Here is a 19,661-nt window from a genome sequence, read left to right on the forward strand (position 1 = left end):
AGCGCTTCCGAGAAGCGAAACTCGCTTCTGAGAATAACAAGATTGGAACCACGACAATGAATATCGCCGTCCTCGATCTCGCCACCGAAACCGCCAAGCTGCTCGCCGAACTCGGCGTCGACGCCGGCCGCTATCATGGCGGCACGCTTTCCGTCACCTCGCCGGTGACGGGCAAGGAAATCGGCAAACTGACAGAGCACACCGTTTCCGAGACGAAGGCGGCGATCGAAGAGGCGCACAAGGCGTTCCTCGAATGGCGTGTCGTTCCAGCACCGAAGCGCGGCGAGCTGGTCCGCCTGCTCGGTGAGGAGCTGCGTGCCGCCAAGACCGCGCTCGGCCGTCTCGTCTCGATCGAAGTCGGCAAGATCACCTCGGAAGGCCTCGGCGAAGTCCAGGAGATGATCGATATCTGCGATTTCGCCGTCGGCCTGTCCCGCCAGCTCTACGGCCTGACGATCGCCACTGAGCGCTCCGAGCACCGGATGATGGAAAGCTGGCATCCGCTCGGTGTGGTCGGCATCATCTCGGCCTTCAACTTCCCGGTCGCCGTCTGGTCGTGGAATGCAGCGCTTGCGATGGTCTGCGGCAATTCCACCGTCTGGAAACCTTCGGAAAAGACGCCGTTGACCGCACTTGCGGTGCAGGCGCTGTTCGAAAAGGCGCTGAAGCGCTTCGTTGCCGAGGGCGGCACGGCGCCGGCCAATCTCTCGACCTTGATCATCGGCGGCCGCGATGTCGGCGAGGTGCTGGTCGACCACCCGAAAATCCCGCTCGTGTCCGCTACGGGTTCCACGGCCATGGGCCGCGCCGTCGGCCCACGCCTGTCGCAGCGTTTTGCCCGCGCCATCCTCGAACTCGGCGGCAACAATGCGGCAATCGTCTGCCCGAGCGCCGATCTCGACCTGACGCTGCGCGGCGTCGCCTTCTCCGCCATGGGCACGGCCGGCCAGCGCTGCACGACGCTCCGCCGTCTCTTCGTGCATGAAAGCGTCTACGACCAGCTGGTGCCGCGTCTGCAGAAGGCCTACGGCTCGGTCACCATCGGCAATCCGCTCGAAGCGGGCACGCTGGTTGGACCGCTGATCGACGGCCAGGCCTTTGAGAAGATGCAGGCAGCACTTGGCGAGGCGCGATCGGCCGGCGGCAAGGTGACCGGCGGCGGGCGCGTCGACAACGGTTCGGCCGATGCCTTCTATGTTCGCCCCGCGCTTGTCGAAATGCCCGATCAGACCGGACCGGTCGAACACGAGACCTTCGCGCCCATTCTTTACGTGATGAAATACAGCGATTTCGACGCGGTGCTGGCCCTGCACAACGCCGTGCCGCAGGGGCTGTCCTCGTCGATATTCACCAACGACATGCGCGAGGCGGAAACCTTCGTCTCGGCGCGCGGTTCCGATTGCGGTATCGCCAATGTCAATCTCGGGCCTTCGGGCGCCGAGATCGGCGGCGCCTTCGGCGGGGAGAAGGAAACCGGCGGCGGACGCGAATCCGGCTCCGATGCCTGGAAGGCCTATATGCGCCGCGCCACCAACACGATCAATTACGGCAGCACGCTGCCGCTTGCGCAAGGCGTCAAGTTCGACGTCGAATAGGCGCAGTGACGAGAAAGGCGGCGTTCGCGCGCCGCCGCCTTTTCACTGCATTGGGATTTATTCCCTGAAAATATGAAATACTTGGTCAAGATATTGTGATGCTTTTTTCGTCGCAATCAAACTTGAAATAGCTAGTCAAGAAAAATATACGCCTCTTACCACCCTCGGGAAGCCCGGGTGACATTGCCATGGAGGTCAGCTTGACTATTGCTCTTAACCGTTTCTCCCACCTGCTGGCGCTTGCCGCTTCGCTTCTCTCCGCCACGACGCTGGCCGGCAGCGCCAGTGCGCAGGATGAAGGCCTCGTCGTCTACAATGCCCAGCACGAAAGCCTGGGCCGCCAGTGGATCGATGCCTTCACCAAGGAGACCGGCATCAAGGTGACCGTGCGCCAGGGCAGCGACATGCAGTTCGCCAACCAGCTCATCCAGGAGGGCGATGCCTCTCCGGCCGACGTCTTCCTGACGGAGAATTCGCCGGCGATGACGCTGGTCGACGGCGCGGGCCTCTTCGCCCCGGTCGAGAAGGATACGCTTGATCAGGTTCCCGATCAGTACCGCCCGGCCGACGGCATGTGGACCGGTATTGCCGCCCGCACCACCGTCTTTGCCTATGACAAGACGAAGCTTACCGAGGACAAGCTGCCGAAGTCTATGCTCGACCTCGCCGATCCCGCCTGGAAGGGCCGCTGGGGTGCGGCGCCCGCCGGCGCCGATTTCCAGGCCATCGTCGCAGCGCTGCTGCAGCTCAAGGGCGAAGACGCCACCAAGACATGGCTGAACGGCCTCAAGGACAACGCCACCCCCTACAAGGGCAACAGCGTTGCCATGAAGGCGGTCAATGCAGGCGAAGTCGAAGGCGCAATCATCTACCACTATTACTGGTTCGGCGATCAGGCCAAAACAGGAGAGAACAGCAAGAATGTCGGCCTGCACTACTTCAAGAACCAGGATCCGGGCGCTTTCGTCAGCGTCTCGGGCGGCGGCGTCCTGAAGTCCACCCAGCATATGAAGGAAGCCCAGGCCTTCCTGAAGTTCATCACCGGCAAGGCCGGCCAGGCGGTTCTGAAGGACGGCACGTCCTATGAATATGCCATCGGCAAGGACGCAGCCTCCAGCGACAAGCTGACGCCGCTCGCCGATCTCAACGCGCCGAAAGTCGAGGCTTCGACGCTGGACAGCAAGAAGGTCGTGGAGCTGATGACGGCCGCCGGCCTGATCTGACACTTCTGCCGCAGGCTTGCAGCAGCCAAAACTATTGCTTTTGGCTCAAGAAAACCTTAGGGCATGACGAAATCCGGCAACCGCCCTTTAAAGGCGGTTGCCTTCCTTTTTCAGCGTGTGAAGGCATCGGCCTTGCTGCAGGACAACAGATTGCTCGCATCCGGTACCGAGGCGCCGGCCGCGCCGGGGACCATGCGAATGGTTTTGCCGCGCGGGCGCATGCCGCACGCGTCCGTCGTTCTCCTTGCAACGGCGGTCGCTCTATTCAGTCTCGTGCCGCTCGGCTTCATCGGCTGGATCACCTATGATGTCGGCTGGGAAACCGTGAAGGCGCTCGTCTTCCGGGCGCGGGTCGGCGACCTCCTCATCAACACGGTTCTCTTGGAGTCGATCACCGTTCCGCTGTCGATCGCGCTGGCCGTGACGCTTGCCTGGCTGACCGAGCGGACGGATGTTCCTTTCGCCAGGCTGTGGGCCTGGCTCGCCATCGCGCCGCTCGCCGTGCCGGCCTTCGTGCACAGCTATGCCTGGGTCAGCCTCATTCCCGGCATGCGCGGCCTGCAGAGCGGCGTCTTCGTTTCGGTGATCGCCTATTACCCCTTCCTCTATCTGCCGGTCGCCGCAGCCTTGCGCCGTCTGGATCCGGCGATCGAAGATGCAGCGGCCTCGCTCGGCCTCAATCCCTGGCGTGTGTTCTTCCGCGCCGTCCTGCCGCAACTGAGATTCGCCATCTGCGGCGGCTCGCTGCTGATCGCGCTGCACCTGCTTTCGGAATACGGCCTGTTCGTCATGATCCGCTTCGACACGTTCGCGACGGCGATCGTCGACCAGTTCCAGTCTTCCTACAACAGCCCGGCCTCCAATATGCTCGGCGGCGTGCTCGTCGCCTGCTGTCTTTTCCTGCTTGGCCTCGAAGTGCTGCTGCGCGGCAACGAACGTTATGCCCGCGTCGGCGCCGGCTCGCCGCGTCCGGCCGACCGCCGGCGTCTCGGCTGGTTCATGGTGCCGGCCATCTCGCTGCCCGTCGTCCTGGCGGTGCTGACCCTCGGCGTGCCGCTTGTGACGCTTGGCCGCTGGCTCTATCTCGGCGGCAGCGAGATCTGGCGTATCGAGGTCGCCAGCGCCTTCGTGCAGACGATCGTGCTCGCCCTTGCCGGCGGCGTGCTGGCGACGGTTGCCGCGGCCCCGATGGCGTGGCTGTCCGTGCGCGCACCCGGCCGCTTGCAGCGGCTGCTCGAAGCCTGCCACTATTATGTCGGGTCGCTGCCGGGTGTCGTCGTGGCGCTGGCGCTGGTGACGATCACCGTGCGCCTGATGCTGCCGCTCTATCAGACTTTCGCAACCCTGCTCGTCGCCTATGTGATGCTTTTTCTGCCGCGCGCCATGGTCGGGCTGCGCACCAGCATCGCCCAGGCGCCGGTGGAGTTGGAGCGCGCCGCGATGGGCCTCGGCCGCACCCCCGGCCAGGCGGTGCGGCAGATCACCATGCGGCTTGCCGCGCCCGGAGCCGCCGCCAGCGTGGCGCTCGCCGCACTCGGCATCACCAATGAACTCACGGCGACGCTGATGCTTGCGCCCAATGGCGTCGATACGCTGGCGACGAAATTCTGGTCGCTGACCAGCGAAATCGATTATGTCTCTGCCGCCCCCTACGCCTTCATGATGATCGTGCTGTCATTGCCGCTCACCCTCACGCTCTATACGCAATCGAAACGGACCGCTGGCCAATGACGCTGCTTACGATCGAAAACATCAGCAAGTGTTACGGCCCGGTCCAGGCGCTGAAGGATATTTCGCTCGAAGTACAGGCGGGCAGCCGCACCGCCGTCGTCGGGCCGTCCGGTTCGGGCAAAACGACGCTGCTGCGTATCATTGCCGGCTTCGAGCAGGCCGACGCCGGCAGGGTGACCCTGGATGGCGACGTGCTGGCGGACGGTCCGGCCGCAGTGCCGGCCCATAAGCGCGGCATCGGCATCGTTTCGCAGGACGGAGCGCTGTTTCCGCATCTGAGCGTCGCCGAAAATATCGGTTTCGGTTTCGAGAAAGGGGCGGTGGATCGCGAGAAGCGCATCGTCGATCTGCTCGATATGGTCGAGCTCGATCGTGGCATGCTGGCGCGGCGCCCGCACCAGCTTTCCGGCGGCCAGCAGCAGCGCGTGGCGCTCGCCCGCGCGCTCGGCCGCAAGCCGCGGCTGATGCTGCTCGACGAGCCATTCTCGGCGCTCGATACCGGCCTGCGTGAAAACATGCGCAAGGTGGTGGCGCGCGTGCTGCAGGCGGCCGGCATTACCGCCGTTCTGGTGACGCATGATCAGGAAGAGGCGCTGAGCTTTGCCGATCAGGTGGCGGTCTTGAGGGAAGGGCGGCTGATCCAGGCCGGATCGCCGCAATCATTGTATCTGCATCCCAAGGATCGCGAGACGGCGCTGTTCCTCGGCGATGCCGTCTTGCTGCCCGCCATCATCCGGAACGGTCTGGCCGACTGCGCCCTCGGCCACGTCGCCGTCGACGACAGCCGGCAGGGCAAGGCGGAGATCATGCTGCGGCCCGAACAGATCCGTGTCATTGCCGATGAAAGCGATCGCGATCATGGCGGACGTGTCGTCGAGGTGGAATTCGGCGGCGCGGTCTGCACCGTTGCCGTTTCGCTTGACGGCGTCGCCCTGCCGCCGATCCGGATCAAGACCTCAAGCGTCGCGCTGCCGGCGCGCGGCGATCTCGTTCGCCTCGATATATCTGGCAAGGCGCACGTCTTCGAACGGTAATCAGCCGACCTTGCGTATCAGCTCTTCCGGCTCGATGCCTTCGAGCCAGCCGCCGGCAAAACCGGCGCGCTCGAGTCCGAGGCGGATGACCGGCGACTGCCGCATCAGTCTCCAGATGAAGTCGGAGCGCGCATTTTCGAGGGTCATGACGACAAGACCCTGGTCGATGCCGACAGTGCGGTCGTCGACCCAGCCCTCCGGCCGCTTGGTCTTGACCGTCGGATTGAAGCCGCCGGGAAAGCCGCCTTCCAAGAGCAGGTTCGGATAGCTGGTCAGAAGCGCCTTGGTGCCGTCGAGAGCCGCCTGCCGGTCATAGGGCAGGCAGGCGAGCGCCGCCCAGGGCGCAATCGTCCCGTCATCGGGACCGAGCGGCGCGCCGCGCGCGGCATAACCCAGAACCTTCGGCTGGCGGCCACCGCGCATGCGCCGTGTCGGCGGCGGGCCGTCGCAGGCGGAGAAGCCCCAGATATTCCTGTTATAGCCGACAAACTGGCCGGGATTGCGCTCGGCGTAATCCCGCTGGACATTGATGACGACCTGGGTGTTGCGGAAATAATCCCAGTTTCGCTCTGCCATCGGCTTGTCCTGAATGCCGCGGAAATCGATCCAGGCATGCGAGAAAAGATGGATGAAGAGCGGGCCAGCGTAGAGATAGGGCTGTTCACCGTGCATCATCCAGGAATAGCTCGACGTGAAGGTGTCGTAGCAGGATTGCGGGATAGGATGCGTCGGCGAGGCGAGCGCCAGGGCATAAAGGATGATCGCCTCATCGAAGCCGTGATAGCGCCAGCGCAGGAAGCCGGATGAAGGCTTCCACCCCATGGAGATGGTATCGCCCTTGTTCAGCGCCCAGCGCCAGTCGACGCGTTCGTAGATGAAGGTCGCGAGTTCCCGGATTTCGGTCTCCGTCTCGTTGTCTTCACGATCGAAATATTGCGCTGAGGTCAGGACGCCGGCGATGAGCAGCGCGGTGTCGATGGTCGAAAGCTCGCTGTTCCAGGCGCGGTTGCCGGTATCCATGTGCAGGAAATGGTAGAAGAAGCCGCGGTGGCCGGTCGCATGACGCTCCTCGCCTTGGCGTGCCTCAGCAAAGAAACGCAGCGTATTGACCGTTCTTTCGGCCGCTTCCTTGCGGGTGATCCAGCAACGTTCGACAGCAACGGGATAGGAGGAAAGGGCAAAGCCGACAGCCGCGATGCTCGCCGGCACGCCGCCGATCGAGGTATCGGCCACCAGGCCATTCTCGGGATTGGAATATTTCAGGAAATACTTGAATGCCGAATGCTGCAGCCTGTCGACCAGGGCTGCATCAATGTCTTCAATCCGTTGCAGCATAGGCTCCTACCCAACTGTTGCATCGCCCCATGCTTGATCATGGTGGCCGTCCCCGGGCAAATCAAACCCTTTTGATTCGCAAGGATAAGAGAACACAAACGGCGGGTATCGGTCGTTAACAATTATCGGTGAAATAATATCTAGCATAAGTCATATAAGCGGTGCAGCAAAAGAGGGGCGCTCGCGCCGCCGCGGCACAGCTTATCTCTTACAGTACTTGTCACCTCGCGCCACCCTGCAAGGCGGCCGCCTATGACCGATCGCATCGGCCCACATGCCCAGGCCTCGTGGTCGCGGAGACGTGCGGCAGCAACGTATACTCAACGTAAAGATCGCCGGCGCAGACCCTCGCATACGCTCATCGTGCCGTAGTCGCGCAGCATCAGCATAGCCGAAGTGCCGAGAATTTCAGGTCAGGCCGTAAATCCCGCCATCCCGAACATCCCTTTTGGGAAATCTTCTCTCGGTGGCTCGGTGAGACCTTAGGCCTGAGGTGACCGCGCAGAGAGGAAGACCTGCGGCTCGAAGGTAAAATCCCTTTCGAAAGGATAGGTTGGATGCTGTTTGCGCAGCCGCGGCAGGCGCTCGACGAACTGATCGACGACGCCCTCCGACAGCGCCATCAGGTTCGGATTGGCGATCATCGCCAGTTCCGGCGACAGATAACCCGATTTGACGACGATGATTTTGGCCGCATGCGGGTCGAGCCCGAGCCGGGTCAAGTCGGCGATATGGTGATAGGGCCGCCGCTTGGCCGACAGCACGAGATCGATGCCACCGAGCGAGACCACCGCCTGACGGTCTGAAGGATCAAGCGTTTCGTGCAGGAACTTGACGATGAAACGGGCAATGACCGGCTTGCTGCCTCGGGTATCGAGCGAAGCGCCGACGCTGAGTTCCAGCTCGCGACCCACCCCGGCAGCGTAACAGGCCTCGGTCGCTTGGCGATCGGCAATACCGGCAAAGACGACACCGGTGGCGTTTCTGGAAATCAACTCGGCCAGGACGTCGGCTCGATCGCCGACGCCGCCGCCGGTCGGGTTGTCGCCGGATTCGGCGAGCACGACAGGAGCCGTCGGGCTGGCGATGGCTCTCGCGACGCATTCTTCAACGGAGCCCGTCTCGCAACCGAAGACAAAGTCCTCGCGTGCATCCCAATAGGCCTGGGCAAGGCGCTTGGCCTCACGCTCGAGCACGTCGGGATCGGTACCGGTCATGATGGCGGCGGCCGTAGCACGCGGCTCATCGGCCCAGACGTAGCCGACCATCAGCGATGCATCCCAGACGCCGTCGATCGCGTCGATGTCAGGCAACATGGCATAGAGGCTCTTAGCCGGCTCATCGACGGTGCTGGTCCGCTCGCCGGGCAGCACGACCGGGATCGGCGCCCAGAGAACAAGCGGTCTTACCCCTGTTTTCAGGCTTTTCACCAGCATGGAGACCGATCGGCGCATTGTCTCCTCGACATCGATATGCGGCGCCGTGCGATAGGTCGAATAGATGTCGAGCGCATCGATGATGCGTTGGGTGACGTTGCCGTGCAGGTCGTAGCTTGCCGAAACCGTGCAATCCTCGCCGACCAGCGCGCGCGCCGCACCGATCCAGTCACCCTCGGCATCTTCCATGCCGTCCACATACATGGCGCCGTGCATGGCAAGATAGAGCCCGTCGAGCGGCAGCAGCGGTTTCAGCCGCTCGAGAAATTCGCGCTTGAACGCCTCATAGGTGGCACGCGAAACCGGCCCGCCGGCAATGGCGCGGGCATGGATCGTCGGCAGGAATTCCGCGTCATAGTCTCTGAGGAAGGCAAAGTAGGGCGACTCCAGCAGGCCCTCGCCGTGCAACACGCGAAAATCCCTCTCCTCGTTCAAAACGGGATTGTATGTGCTGCACTCGATATGAATGCCACCGACGGCGATGCGCATGAGAGACCTCGGTTGATATGGGAGCAATCAGGAAAACAGGGGTGACGGTGAACTGAGAGCGGCGATTCGGCGGTCGCGCCGCCGCTCTCCGATCCTGATGATAGTTCGCAAAACGAGCCAATCAACCGCAATAAATGACGAAATTCATTCGAGTCTCAGCCGGGATCCAGGACCGGATTGACCTTACGGAAGCTTCTCCGGAGGGCGCCATGGGTCACCGGGCGGGTAAAGTCGCTCACCACCGGCAAAGCGACCGCGACGTCGGCGTCAGCCGTGCGACATCGATCCGGCGCCAGCACTGGCTGTCCATCCGCGGATAAATCTCGGCTGTCCAAATCGGATTCTGCCGCAGTCGGCCCTGATAAGCGGCCGCAGCGTCTTGATCCGGATGACATTCGAACCAGACGAACACCGTTTCTCCCTCGCGAACCGGCAGCCGCGGGAAGCCGTTGCTGCGTCGCTCGGTCATGAACAGCGCGTCGATACGCGCACCGGCGCCCAGCATCGCCGGGAGCGCATTGTCGCGGAAGAACCCGGAGAAATCTTCTTCCGAACCGGGCGCCAGCGAACAGATATTCACGACGACCAACCCTTGCGCTCCGGCGCGCTCCGCCTCCTTATCCCTCGGCAGATTGTGCGCAAAAGGCAGAACACCCGCCACCGGCTTGAGCAGCAGGACATTGTCGGAATTGAGCATCGTCGCGTTCGCCGCGGCCCCGTGTTCTTTCCAGGCCGGGCCGCCATAGAAGGATGCAAGCGCCTCCGTCCTGGCGTCCATATCCTCGAATGAACGAACCCACACGAAACAATCGGGATCGTCGAGATCATGGAACTCGCCTGCGATGCGCATGCCGAGCGTCTCCTGGGGTTCAATAAATTCGCTGTCAAACAGACGAATCAGCGCCTCGCGGCGCCCGGGAAGAAGGCGATAGCGGCGAAGTTCGAAGATGGCGTGCGGGTTCATGGTTTTCCTGACAGGTCGATCGTCCTGTTTTTATAACGGGACAATTGACCTGTTTTGTCAAGCTGCTATGTTGGGTTGGTTGATCTGAGATGCCATGAGCGAAAACAAAAGAACCAACGACCCCAAAGGCGTGCGCCGCCGAATCGTCGATGCCGCCTATGACGCCTTTGTCACGCAGGGTTATCTTGCGACCGGCATGCTGGAACTGCGCGAAAAAGCTTCCGTGTCCGGCGGTGCAATGGCCCATCATTTCCCTGTGAAGCGTGACCTTGGCCTTGCGGTCATCCGCGATCGCGTCGCCGACGCGGTTCGGCAAACCTGGATTGAACCGTTGCGCGCATATGAGGACACGTGGGCCGCCATCGATCTGATTTTTAAAGACATCATTGCCGAATTGACGCAAAGGGACCGGGTTTCCGGCTGCCCGCTCAACAACATCGCAATGGAAGTCTCCGCGCATGACGCGGAGATGCGCGAGCTTGTCAGCGCCGTCTTCGGAGCCTGGCACGAAGCGCTGTCTGCAAGCTTCAAAGCGGATGTGAAGGCGAAGCGCGCCCAAGACCTCGATCCGCAGAAAACCGCAACGCTGGTCATTGCCGCCTACTCCGGCGCCATGGCGATGGCCAGGGCGCGCCAGGATGTCGGCCCGCTCAACGACTGCCGCACCGAACTGGCGGCGCTGCTGGCGGCAAAATACCGCCGCCCCTGCCCGACAATGATTTCGCAGAGACGCAAAAAACCGCATGCCGGTTCCCCTGAAGAATCGGAACCTGTGAGCCGGCATGAGCAATTTAAATAATGGCGGAGAGGGTGGGATTTGAACCCACGATACCCTTGCAGGTATGCCGCATTTCGAGTGCGGTGCATTCGACCACTCTGCCACCTCTCCGCAGTCTTGGTCGGCGCTTGTTCGGCGCGGGCGTTCTCATAACGAGCATATGACAGGTTGGCAAGCCGAAATCTCAAGCTTTTCCATCCTTTTGCCTTGACACCTTTCTGTCACTCGCGTATCCCGCATCCGCAATAGGAGTGGAGTAATCCGCCCCTTGCCCGCCTCGCGCTCGCGCGGGGTTTCACCGGCAGACCAGAGTTCCGGGCTAGTCCCCTGAAATCCCTGCTTAACCGAGACTGATAAAAAGACGGCCACCTGCTTCGTTAGCGGGGAGCGCCGGAACGAACATGAAAGGATAAAAAATGTTCGCAGTCATCAAGACCGGCGGTAAACAGTACCGAGTGGCAGCCAATGACGTGCTGACCATCGAGAAGCTCGAAGCTGCCGCAGGCGACTCCATTGAATTCACCGAAGTGCTCGTGATCGGCGAAGGCGCCGACGCTGCGATCGGTGCGCCCTTCGTCACCGGCGCCTCTGTCAAGGCAGAAGTCGTCGAACAGAACCGCGGCAAGAAGGTCATCGCCTTCAAGAAGCGCCGCCGTCAGAATTCGAAGCGTTCGCGCGGCCATCGTCAGCATCACACGGTCGTCCGTATCACGGACATCGTGGCTGCCAAGTAAGATCAACGGGACTAGGTTTAAAGGAGAACTCCAATGGCACACAAAAAAGCTGGCGGTTCCTCGCGCAACGGTCGCGATTCCGAATCCAAGCGCCTTGGCGTGAAGAAGTTCGGCGGCGAAGCCGTCATCGCAGGCAACATCATCGTGCGTCAGCGCGGTACGCAGTGGCATCCCGGTTCCAACGTCGGCCTCGGCAAGGATCACACGATCTTTGCACTTACCGCCGGCAATGTGGACTACCGAACGAAGGCCAACGGTCGCGTCTACGTGTCTGTCATGCCGAAAGCGGAAGCAGCGGAATAAGCCGGTAGCGCTCAAAAACAGCCGGCGTCTCATCGACCCGGCTGGCCGTACCAGGTTCAGTCCAGAAAACAGGGGAGATGGGGCGCCATCTCCCCTTTTTCTTTGTCCAAACAGGAGGACTGAACATGCAAGGCGAATTGTTGAGGGCAGACCAATCACGGTCTCCCCGGGAAGACCAGCGGTCTCCCATAGAACGGCTGAGGCCGGAGCGGTTAAGGACCGATTGCCCTGTCTTGTTATCGGAAAGGCTCGTCATGCGCGCGCCCCACGAAGAAGACATCGACGCCCTTGCCCATCTCGCCAACAACGCCAAAGTCGCCACCATGGTATCGCGTATGCCGCACCCCTATACCGCCAATGATGCCGCCGACTTTGTTTGGCGTACGCGAAATGGCGAGATTGGTAAGTGCGTCTATGCCATCACCAAAGCCGAAAACGGCGCCTTTATCGGCTGCTGCGGCGTGGAACCGCACACCGACGGCAAGACCGTCGAGATCGGCTACTGGCTGGGCGAGCCCTATTGGAACCAGGGTTATACGACCGAAGCCTGCCATGCCCTGGTCGATATGGTGTTCAGGACCCGTCAGGACGTCGACCAGATCGACGCCCGCTGCCGGGTCATGAACGTCGCCTCGCGGCGCGTCATCCAGAAGTGCGGCTTCCAGTTCCAGGGTTCGGGGCTTGCCGCCTCGCTGGCGCTCGGCAGCAACGTGCCTGTGGAATGGTACAGGCTCGACCGCAAGACCTGGATGTCGCTGAGAAGCTGGGGGAACATCGCATGAGCACGACCGCGCTGCAGAGGCCGGAATTGAAGTCGATGATGCCCGGCCCCGCGCCTGTCATCTCGACATCACGGCTGACGCTCCGCCCCCACAGGCTGAGCGATGCGCCGGCGATCGCGGAATCGCTTTCCGATTTCGCGGTCACGCGCATGTTGTCCCGCGTTCCCGCGCCCTTCGACCGGCAGGATGCGCTGGACTGGCTGATCCCGGTCACTTCGGGGACCCTGCCCGACTGGCCCTTGGCGATCACCGGTCAGGATGATGTCCATATCGGCAACGTCTCGATCGAGCTGCGCCACGGCCGCTGGCACCTCGGCTACTGGCTGAACCGCTACTACTGGCGGCGCGGCTATATGAGCGAGGCGGTGGCGGCGATCATCGAGCGCTTCTCGCGCCGCATGCCGGAGACGCCGATCCATTCGGGCGTCTTCGCCGACAATCCGGCGTCGCTGCGTCTGCAGGAGAAGCTGGGTTTCCGCATGACGGGTTGCGGCGAAATCTATTGTTTCGCCCGCAATACCATGGTGTCGCACATCGAAACCGTACTGCAGCCGGGCATGCTGCCATCGCGGAAGGTGGCCTGACGGAGCATGATGCCGAAAAGTGTGAGCGGCTTTCGGACAACATGATGCTCTCATACAAATCGAGAAATGGAGACGCCGCCACCGGCGGCGCCTCGTCAATCGCCGATCTCGACCCAGAGCGGGAAATGATCGGAGCCGACGGATTGCGTATCGATCCGGGCAGATTTCAACCGGCTCACGAGGCCGCAACTGACGAAGCAATAATCGAGATGCATGCGTTTGCCGTGGTCCTCTGGATCCATCCAGCTGTAGCTATCGGGGCGGTAGGTTTCGAGCGCCGCAAAGGCGTCCACCGGCGTGCCGATCCGGGCGACCCGGCCGTAATAACCGCCGGCAGCGCCGGCAAGCGCGCAATATTCCGGCGATTCCGGCTCCATGTTGAAGTCGCCCAGAATGACGTAATCCTCCGGCAACGGCGGCTCCGGCAGGTCGAATTCGGCCGCCCCCGTCAGCGACCCGCCCTCCTGGACGAAAGCGTTGATATGCGCGTGCAAAAATTGCAGCTGGCGGATGCGTTCGTCGGGAGAGACGTGGTCGAGATGGACGGAGTAGACGCGGAACGCGCCCCCGGGCATTGTGATGACCGCCTCGGTCGCGCCGCGCTGCGGGTTGATCTTGCTGAGCGTGCGGCTGCGCGGCAGGAGCAGCGTCCGGGTCGAGGCGATCGGCCAGCGCGACAACACCATATTGCCGAACTGAAAGCGCGTGCCGGGGGCCGGCGCAGGCGTGCCTTGATCAGGCTCGACATGCATGTCACAGGCCGGGCCATAGACCCAGAAATAGTCGGGAAAGAGGGCTGCAATATCGGCGACCATGTCGGCAAAACCGTTGCGCGAGAAGCCGCGGGTCACCTCCTGCAGCGCGATGACGTCGGCACCTTCGAGGCTCCGGGCAATGCGCGGGAGATCGTATCTGCCGTCGAGACCGAAGCCGTACTGTATGTTATAGCTCGCAAAATTCACGATAATCTTTGACCTCCGTCGGAACCGCCTATATCGAATGGGCCAAGACGGGCCGTCCAACTGCCACCGGATACTGGAACTAAAATGAAATTTCTCGACGAAGCAAAGGTCTATATCCGATCCGGAGACGGCGGCGCGGGCAGCGTCTCCTTCCGGCGCGAGAAATTCATCGAGTTCGGCGGCCCCGATGGCGGTGACGGCGGACGCGGCGGCGACGTCTGGGTGGAAGCCGTCAACGGCCTCAATACGCTGATCGATTTCCGCTATCAGCAGCATTTCAAGGCGACGATCGGCACCCATGGCATGGGTAGGAACCGTACCGGCGCCAACGGCAGCGACGTGACGCTCAAGGTCCCCGTCGGCACGCAGATCTTCGAGGAAGATCGGGAAACGCTGATCTGCGACCTCACCGTCGAAGGCCAGCGTTACTGCCTCGCCCATGGCGGCAATGGCGGCTTCGGCAACGCCCATTTCAAGACCTCCACCAATCAGGCGCCGGATTGGGCCAATCCCGGCCTGCCCGGCGAGGAAAAGACCATCTGGCTGCGCCTGAAGCTGATTGCCGATGCCGGCCTGGTCGGCCTGCCCAATGCCGGCAAGTCGACCTTCCTGGCATCCGTCACCCGCGCCCGGCCGAAAATCGCCAACTATCCCTTCACCACGCTGCATCCCAATCTTGGCGTCGCCACCATCGACGAACGGGAATTCATTCTGGCCGACATTCCCGGCCTGATCGAAGGCGCCCATGAAGGCGTCGGCATCGGCGACCGCTTCCTCGGCCATGTCGAGCGCACGCGCGTGCTGCTCCATCTCGTCTCCGCCCAGGAAGAAAAGGTCGGCAAAGCCTACAAGACGGTCAAGCACGAGCTCGAAGCCTACGGCAACGATCTCACCGACAAGCCGGAGATCGTCGCACTGTCGCAGATCGACGTGCTCGACGATGCCGAACTGAAAAAGAAGACGAAAGAGCTGGGCAAGGCCTGCGGCAAGACGCCGTTCCAGATTTCAGCCGTCACCGGCAAGGGTATGACTGAGGTCCTGCGGGCACTGCGCGACATCATTGTCGAAGAAAATGCCGAGGATAAGCCGGCCAAGGTGCCGAAGCTCAGGCATCGTGACATGGTCGTCAGCGATGAGGACGAGGGTCAGGGCGAGGATGAGGCCGATGACCAGCCGTAAGCCGCTTGGCCGCTACCGCCGCATCGTCATCAAGATCGGCTCGGCCCTCCTCGTCGACCGCAAGGCCGGGCTGAAAAAGGCCTGGCTCGACGCCATGTGCGCCGACATTGCGGGGCTGAAGGCCAAGGGGACCGATGTGCTCGTCGTTTCCTCGGGCGCGATCGCGCTCGGCCGCTCGGTGCTCGACCTGCCCTCCGGCGCGCTGAAGCTCGAGGAGAGCCAGGCGGCCGCCGCCGTCGGCCAGATCGCGCTCGCGCGCGCCTGGTCGGAAAGCCTGTCGCGTGACGAGATCGTCGCCGGCCAGATCCTGCTGACTCTCGGCGATACCGAAGAGCGCCGCCGCTATCTCAACGCGCGCGCCACCATCAACCAGCTTTTGAAAATCGGCGCCGTGCCGATCATCAACGAAAACGACACGGTCGCGACCAGCGAAATCCGCTATGGTGACAATGATCGCCTGGCCGCCCGCGTCGCGACGATGACCGGCGCCGATCTGCTCATTCTTCTCTCCGACATCGACGGCCTTTATACTGCGCCGCCGCACCTCGATCCGAATGCGACCTTCCTGGAGACGATCGCCGAAATCACCCCTGACATCGAAGCGATGGCCGGCGGTGCGGCTTCCGAGCTTTCACGCGGCGGCATGCGCACCAAGATCGATGCCGGCAAGATCGCCACGACATCGGGCTGCGCCATGATCATCGCCTCCGGCAAGACCGACGGCCCGCTGTCGGCAATCGAAAACGGCGCCCGCTCCTCCTGGTTCGCCCCGTCGGGCACGCCGGTGACCGCCCGCAAGATCTGGATCGCCGGACAGTTGCAGCCGGCCGGCGAACTGCATGTCGATGACGGCGCCGTCACCGCGCTCGGCGCCGGCAAGAGCCTGCTTCCGGCCGGCGTGCGCAGCGTTTCCGGCCTCTTCAGCCGTGGCGATACCGTGGCGATCGTCGGCCCCGAAGGTCGCGAGATCGCCCGCGGGCTTGCCAGCTACGATGCCGAGGACGCCCGTCGGATCGCCGGCCGCAAGTCGGCCGAGATCGAGGCCATCCTCGGCTATGCCGGACGCGCCGCCATGGTCCATCGCGACGACATGGTAATGAGCGCACAGCTCAGACAGAAATCGGAAAGGCAGAAAAAGGACGCGGCCCATGCTTGATACTGTTGCGCTAAGCCCTGACATTGACGTGCTGATGAACGACATCGGCCGCAAGGCGAAGGCTGCCGCGCGACCGTTGGGCTTTGCCTCCACCGATGCAAAGAACCGCGCCTTGCATGCCATGGCCGATGCAATCGTGGCCAACAGCGCCCATATTCTTGACGAGAATGCCAAGGACCTGAAGGACATCGAAGGCAGCGAGACGCTCGCCTCCTTCGTCGACCGGCTGACGCTGAACGACAAGCGCATCGCCGAGATGGCCGAGGGGATTCGCGCCATCGCCGCCCTTGCCGATCCGGTCGGCGAAATCATCGCCGCCTGGGACCGGCCGAATGGTCTGAAGATCGAACGTGTCCGCACGCCGCTCGGCGTCATCGGCGTCATCTTCGAAAGCCGGCCGAATGTCACGGCCGATGCCGGCGCCCTCTGCCTCAAGGCCGGCAATGCCGTGATCCTGCGCTGTGGCTCGGATTCGCGCCGTTCATCGCAGGCTATCCATGCCTGCCTTGTCGACGGCCTGAAGGCGGCAGGACTTCCAGAGCATGCTATCCAACTTGTTCCGGTCACCGACCGCGCCGCCGTCGGCGCCATGCTGCGCGGCCTGGATGGCGCGATCGACGTCATCGTGCCGCGTGGCGGCAAAAGCCTGGTGGCCCGCGTGCAAAGCGAGGCCCGTGTGCCGGTCTTTGCCCATCTCGAAGGCCTTTGCCACATCTATGTCGACGCCTCCGCCGATATCGAGATGGCAAAGAAGATCGTCGTCAATGCCAAGATGCGCCGCACCGGCATTTGCGGCGCGGCCGAAACCCTGCTTGTCGACGGGGCCGCGATCGGCACGCATCTGACGCCGCTGCTCGAGGTTCTCACCGAAGCTGGCTGCGAGATCCGTGGTTCCGCGACGGTGCTGAAGGTCGCCCCCGGCGTCAAGTCGGCGACCGAGGAGGACTGGACGACCGAATATCTCGACTCGATCATTTCTGTTGCCGTCGTCGACGGCATATCGGGCGCGATCGCTCATATCCAGAAATATTCCTCGAACCACACCGAGGCCGTGATCGCCGAGGACCCCGCGGTGGTCGAGCGTTTCTTCACCGAGGTCGATTCGGCGATCCTGCTGCACAATGCCTCGACGCAATTTGCCGATGGCGGTGAGTTCGGCATGGGCGCGGAGATCGGCATCGCTACCGGCAAGATGCATGCGCGCGGCCCCGTCGGCGTCGAGCAGCTCACCTCCTTCAAATACCGGGTGCGCGGTGCCGGACAGATCCGACCTTGACGTGACGACGGAAAATCTGGATCGGCGCTACCTCCGCATGCCGCACAGCGAACGCGGCATGGTCGTCGGCCTGTTCGGCGGTTCGTTCAATCCGCCGCATCAGGGCCACGCGCTCGTTGCCGAGATCGCCATCAAGCGGCTTGGCCTCGACCAGCTCTGGTGGATGGTAACGCCGGGCAATCCGCTGAAGAGCCGCAACCAGCTCGCACCGCTTGTCGAACGCATTGCCGAAAGCGAGCGTGTGGCTGCCGACCCGCGCATCAAGGTCACCGCTTTCGAACAGACGCTCGGCGTCAGCTACACCGCCAATACGCTGGCCCGCATCAAGGCCCGCAATCCGCATGTGCATTTCATCTGGATCATGGGCGCCGACAGCCTGCAGACCTTCCACAAATGGCAGAAGTGGCAGGAGATCGTCTGCACTTTCCCGATCGCCGTGATCGACCGCCCGGGCGCCACACTCTCCTATCTCTCTTCGAAGATGACGCGGACCTTCGATTTCGCCCGGATCGACGAGGATGACGCGCGCGCCCTTTGGAAGAAGCAGGCGCCGGCCTGGACCTTCATCCACGGACCGCGCTCCGGCCTGAGCTCGACGGCAATCCGCAACGGTTCGCTGCCGGGCGCAGTCAAATAGGCTGATCTTCAAGAAAATCCCAGAAACGAGAAAGCCCGACGGGGGAGGAGATCCGTCGGGCTTATAAACTCGATCGACAACTGGGAGGAGGAGTGTTGTCGACCCTGTCGAACGGCTTATGGGAGGAGGAGAAAGCCGTTTCGATGAGTGTGTTGTACCATATCCCCGAGAAAGGTGAATATCGATTTGTGCAATGCAGCAATGCCAGCAATGCAATACTGGAGGCAACAGGCTTCGACTGCTGCCGATTTTATCGGCAAGGCGGATGAAAATGCTCCATCGTCACGACAGGTCTTTGGTTTGTCGCCGACTTTCCCGAGCAGATGCCTACCGCCGAACCTCCTGTTGTCGGAACAGCTATGCGCTTCATGAAAGCGTGGATGCTCATCGCTAGTCAGCACGGTATATTTCCCTGGATATATCCCTGGCCAAAACCGTAGTATCGTTATATTCGTCGAGATATTTCGAGCCGGGATAGAATCATGCAGAACCGCCGCCAATGGATGAAACTGGCCACCGCCGCAATCGCGGCTCTCTGGCTCGGCGCGGCAGCGCTGCCGACACCGGCCGCAGCCGCTGAAAAACTGACCGTCTTTGCCGCGGCGAGCCTGAAGAACGCGCTCGACGCCGCCAATGCCGCTTGGACCAAGGAGATCGGCAAGGAAGCCGTCGCCTCCTATGCGGCAAGCGGCGGGCTCGCCAAACAGATCGAAAACGCGGCCCCGGCCGATATCTTCATCTCGGCCGACCTCGACTGGATGGATTACGTCGCCAAGAAAAACCTGATCAAGGCCGACAGCCGCACCAACCTGCTTGGAAACCGGATCGTGCTCGTTGCCGAAAAGGACAAGGCTAAACCGGTCGAGATCAAGCAGGGCTTCGATCTTGCCGGTCTGCTTGGTGACGGTAAGCTGGCCATGGGTGAGCCGAAATCGGTTCCGGCCGGCAAATACGCCATGGCCGCGCTCGACAAGCTCGGCGTCTGGAAATCGGTCGAAACCAAGGTCGCCGGCGCCGAAAGCGTCCGCGCCGCCCTTGCCTTGGTCTCCCGCGGCGAGGCGCCCTATGGCATCGTCTACCAGACGGACGCGACCGCCGATAAGGGTGTCGCCATCGTCGGCACCTTCCCGGCCGAATCCCACCCGCCGATCATCTATCCGGTCGCCATCCTTGCTGAAAGCAAGAACCCGGATGCAACGGCCTATCTCGACTTCCTGAAATCGGATAGGGCAGCCGCCTTCTTCACGGCGCAGGGATTTACCGTTCTCAAGTGACCGAGGGTGAAATGATTGCGGAATCAACAACGACAACTTAGCGTGAAGGCTGACAGGGCCGGCCTATTGCCTTTTCGTCATGCTCGGGTATGTCCCGAGCATCTGCGTCCGTTTGATAGGGCAGCAGATCCTCGGCACAAGGCCGAGAATGACGCGGAGTAAAGGGCGGACTGAGCATCAGCGCGCCTT

The 19,661-nt window shown here is 62.3% G+C and carries 18 protein-coding genes and 1 tRNA gene; 14 read left to right on the plus strand and 5 right to left on the minus strand.

Going from position 1 to position 19,661, the window contains the following annotated elements:
- The first annotated feature begins 56 nt into the window (after window positions 1–56).
- The 4 genes from amaB to J2J99_RS21640 all read left to right on the plus strand — a co-directional run bounded on the left by amaB (window position 57) and on the right by J2J99_RS21640 (window position 5,583).
- Window positions 57–1,595 carry an L-piperidine-6-carboxylate dehydrogenase gene (amaB, locus tag J2J99_RS21625; RefSeq protein WP_168295069.1) on the plus strand — a complete coding sequence of 513 codons (1,539 nt, stop codon included), beginning with the start codon at window positions 57–59 and terminating at the stop codon, window positions 1,593–1,595.
- Window positions 1,596–1,795: 200 nt separating this feature from the next.
- Window positions 1,796–2,818, plus strand: a complete 1,023-nt coding sequence (locus tag J2J99_RS21630; protein WP_168295070.1) for an iron ABC transporter substrate-binding protein — start codon at window positions 1,796–1,798, stop codon at window positions 2,816–2,818.
- Between the two features lie 63 nt (window positions 2,819–2,881).
- Window positions 2,882–4,549, plus strand: a complete 1,668-nt coding sequence (locus tag J2J99_RS21635; protein WP_168295071.1) for an ABC transporter permease — start codon at window positions 2,882–2,884, stop codon at window positions 4,547–4,549.
- The gene (locus J2J99_RS21640) at window positions 4,546–5,583 is read left to right on the plus strand and encodes an ABC transporter ATP-binding protein (protein WP_168295072.1); all 1,038 of its coding nucleotides are present in this window, start codon (window positions 4,546–4,548) and stop codon (window positions 5,581–5,583) included. The genes J2J99_RS21635 and J2J99_RS21640 overlap by 4 nt, the downstream gene beginning before the upstream one ends.
- Here the strand turns inward: J2J99_RS21640 and J2J99_RS21645 are convergent, their stop codons facing one another.
- The 3 genes from J2J99_RS21645 to J2J99_RS21655 form a co-directional block, all read right to left on the minus strand.
- A complete protein-coding gene (locus J2J99_RS21645) occupies window positions 5,584–6,918 on the minus strand; it encodes a glucoamylase family protein (protein ID WP_168295073.1) in 1,335 nt (444 codons plus the stop codon).
- Between the two features lie 482 nt (window positions 6,919–7,400).
- The gene (locus J2J99_RS21650) at window positions 7,401–8,843 is read right to left on the minus strand and encodes a M81 family metallopeptidase (protein WP_168295074.1); all 1,443 of its coding nucleotides are present in this window, start codon (window positions 8,841–8,843) and stop codon (window positions 7,401–7,403) included.
- 235 nt (window positions 8,844–9,078) lie between these two features.
- A complete protein-coding gene (locus J2J99_RS21655; protein ID WP_168295075.1) occupies window positions 9,079–9,807 on the minus strand; it encodes an NIPSNAP family protein in 729 nt (242 codons plus the stop codon).
- 196 nt (window positions 9,808–10,003) lie between these two features.
- Here J2J99_RS21655 and J2J99_RS21660 point away from each other — a divergent pair, with 196 nt between their 5' ends.
- A complete protein-coding gene (locus J2J99_RS21660; RefSeq protein ID WP_246638727.1) occupies window positions 10,004–10,606 on the plus strand; it encodes an LmrA/YxaF family transcription factor in 603 nt (200 codons plus the stop codon).
- On the opposite strand, the gene J2J99_RS21665 is transcribed toward J2J99_RS21660, so the two are convergent.
- Window positions 10,607–10,696, minus strand: a tRNA-Ser gene (locus tag J2J99_RS21665). It abuts the gene before it with no gap.
- 305 nt (window positions 10,697–11,001) lie between these two features.
- Here J2J99_RS21665 and rplU point away from each other — a divergent pair.
- From rplU to J2J99_RS21685, 4 genes are all read left to right on the plus strand, one after another.
- On the plus strand, window positions 11,002–11,319 hold the full coding sequence (gene rplU, locus J2J99_RS21670; RefSeq protein ID WP_004676173.1) for a 50S ribosomal protein L21: 318 nt from the start codon (window positions 11,002–11,004) through the stop codon (window positions 11,317–11,319).
- A gap of 33 nt (window positions 11,320–11,352) precedes the next feature.
- Window positions 11,353–11,622 carry a 50S ribosomal protein L27 gene (gene rpmA / locus J2J99_RS21675; protein ID WP_004676172.1) on the plus strand — a complete coding sequence of 90 codons (270 nt, stop codon included), beginning with the start codon at window positions 11,353–11,355 and terminating at the stop codon, window positions 11,620–11,622.
- A gap of 125 nt (window positions 11,623–11,747) precedes the next feature.
- Complete coding sequence (locus J2J99_RS21680; protein ID WP_038692019.1) at window positions 11,748–12,404, plus strand: GNAT family N-acetyltransferase; 657 nt, start codon at window positions 11,748–11,750, stop codon at window positions 12,402–12,404.
- Window positions 12,401–12,988: a GNAT family N-acetyltransferase gene (locus tag J2J99_RS21685; protein ID WP_168295077.1), complete on the plus strand. Its 588-nt coding sequence runs from the start codon at window positions 12,401–12,403 to the stop codon at window positions 12,986–12,988. Before J2J99_RS21680 ends, J2J99_RS21685 begins: the two co-directional genes overlap by 4 nt.
- A 95-nt stretch (window positions 12,989–13,083) precedes the next feature.
- On the opposite strand, the gene J2J99_RS21690 is transcribed toward J2J99_RS21685, so the two are convergent.
- Entirely contained in the window at window positions 13,084–13,950 is an 867-nt protein-coding gene (locus J2J99_RS21690; protein ID WP_168295078.1) for an endonuclease/exonuclease/phosphatase family protein, read from the minus strand.
- 84 nt (window positions 13,951–14,034) lie between these two features.
- Between J2J99_RS21690 and obgE the strand changes: the two genes are divergently transcribed.
- The 5 genes from obgE to modA all read left to right on the plus strand — a co-directional run bounded on the left by obgE (window position 14,035) and on the right by modA (window position 19,472).
- Window positions 14,035–15,129, plus strand: coding sequence for a GTPase ObgE (obgE, locus tag J2J99_RS21695; protein ID WP_168295079.1), 1,095 nt, complete (start codon window positions 14,035–14,037; stop codon window positions 15,127–15,129).
- On the plus strand, window positions 15,116–16,285 hold the full coding sequence (gene proB, locus J2J99_RS21700; RefSeq protein ID WP_168295080.1) for a glutamate 5-kinase: 1,170 nt from the start codon (window positions 15,116–15,118) through the stop codon (window positions 16,283–16,285). Before obgE ends, proB begins: the two co-directional genes overlap by 14 nt.
- Window positions 16,278–17,561 (plus strand): glutamate-5-semialdehyde dehydrogenase, encoded by a 1,284-nt coding sequence (locus J2J99_RS21705; RefSeq protein WP_168295081.1) that lies wholly within the window; start codon window positions 16,278–16,280, stop codon window positions 17,559–17,561. The genes proB and J2J99_RS21705 overlap by 8 nt, the downstream gene beginning before the upstream one ends.
- A gap of 37 nt (window positions 17,562–17,598) precedes the next feature.
- Complete coding sequence (locus J2J99_RS21710; protein WP_246735336.1) at window positions 17,599–18,198, plus strand: nicotinate-nucleotide adenylyltransferase; 600 nt, start codon at window positions 17,599–17,601, stop codon at window positions 18,196–18,198.
- Between the two features lie 482 nt (window positions 18,199–18,680).
- Entirely contained in the window at window positions 18,681–19,472 is a 792-nt protein-coding gene (gene modA / locus J2J99_RS21715) for a molybdate ABC transporter substrate-binding protein (RefSeq protein WP_168295083.1), read from the plus strand.
- Window positions 19,473–19,661: the final 189 nt, after the last annotated feature.

The organism is Rhizobium binae (genome assembly GCF_017357225.1).
Lineage (GTDB): Bacteria > Pseudomonadota > Alphaproteobacteria > Rhizobiales > Rhizobiaceae > Rhizobium > Rhizobium binae.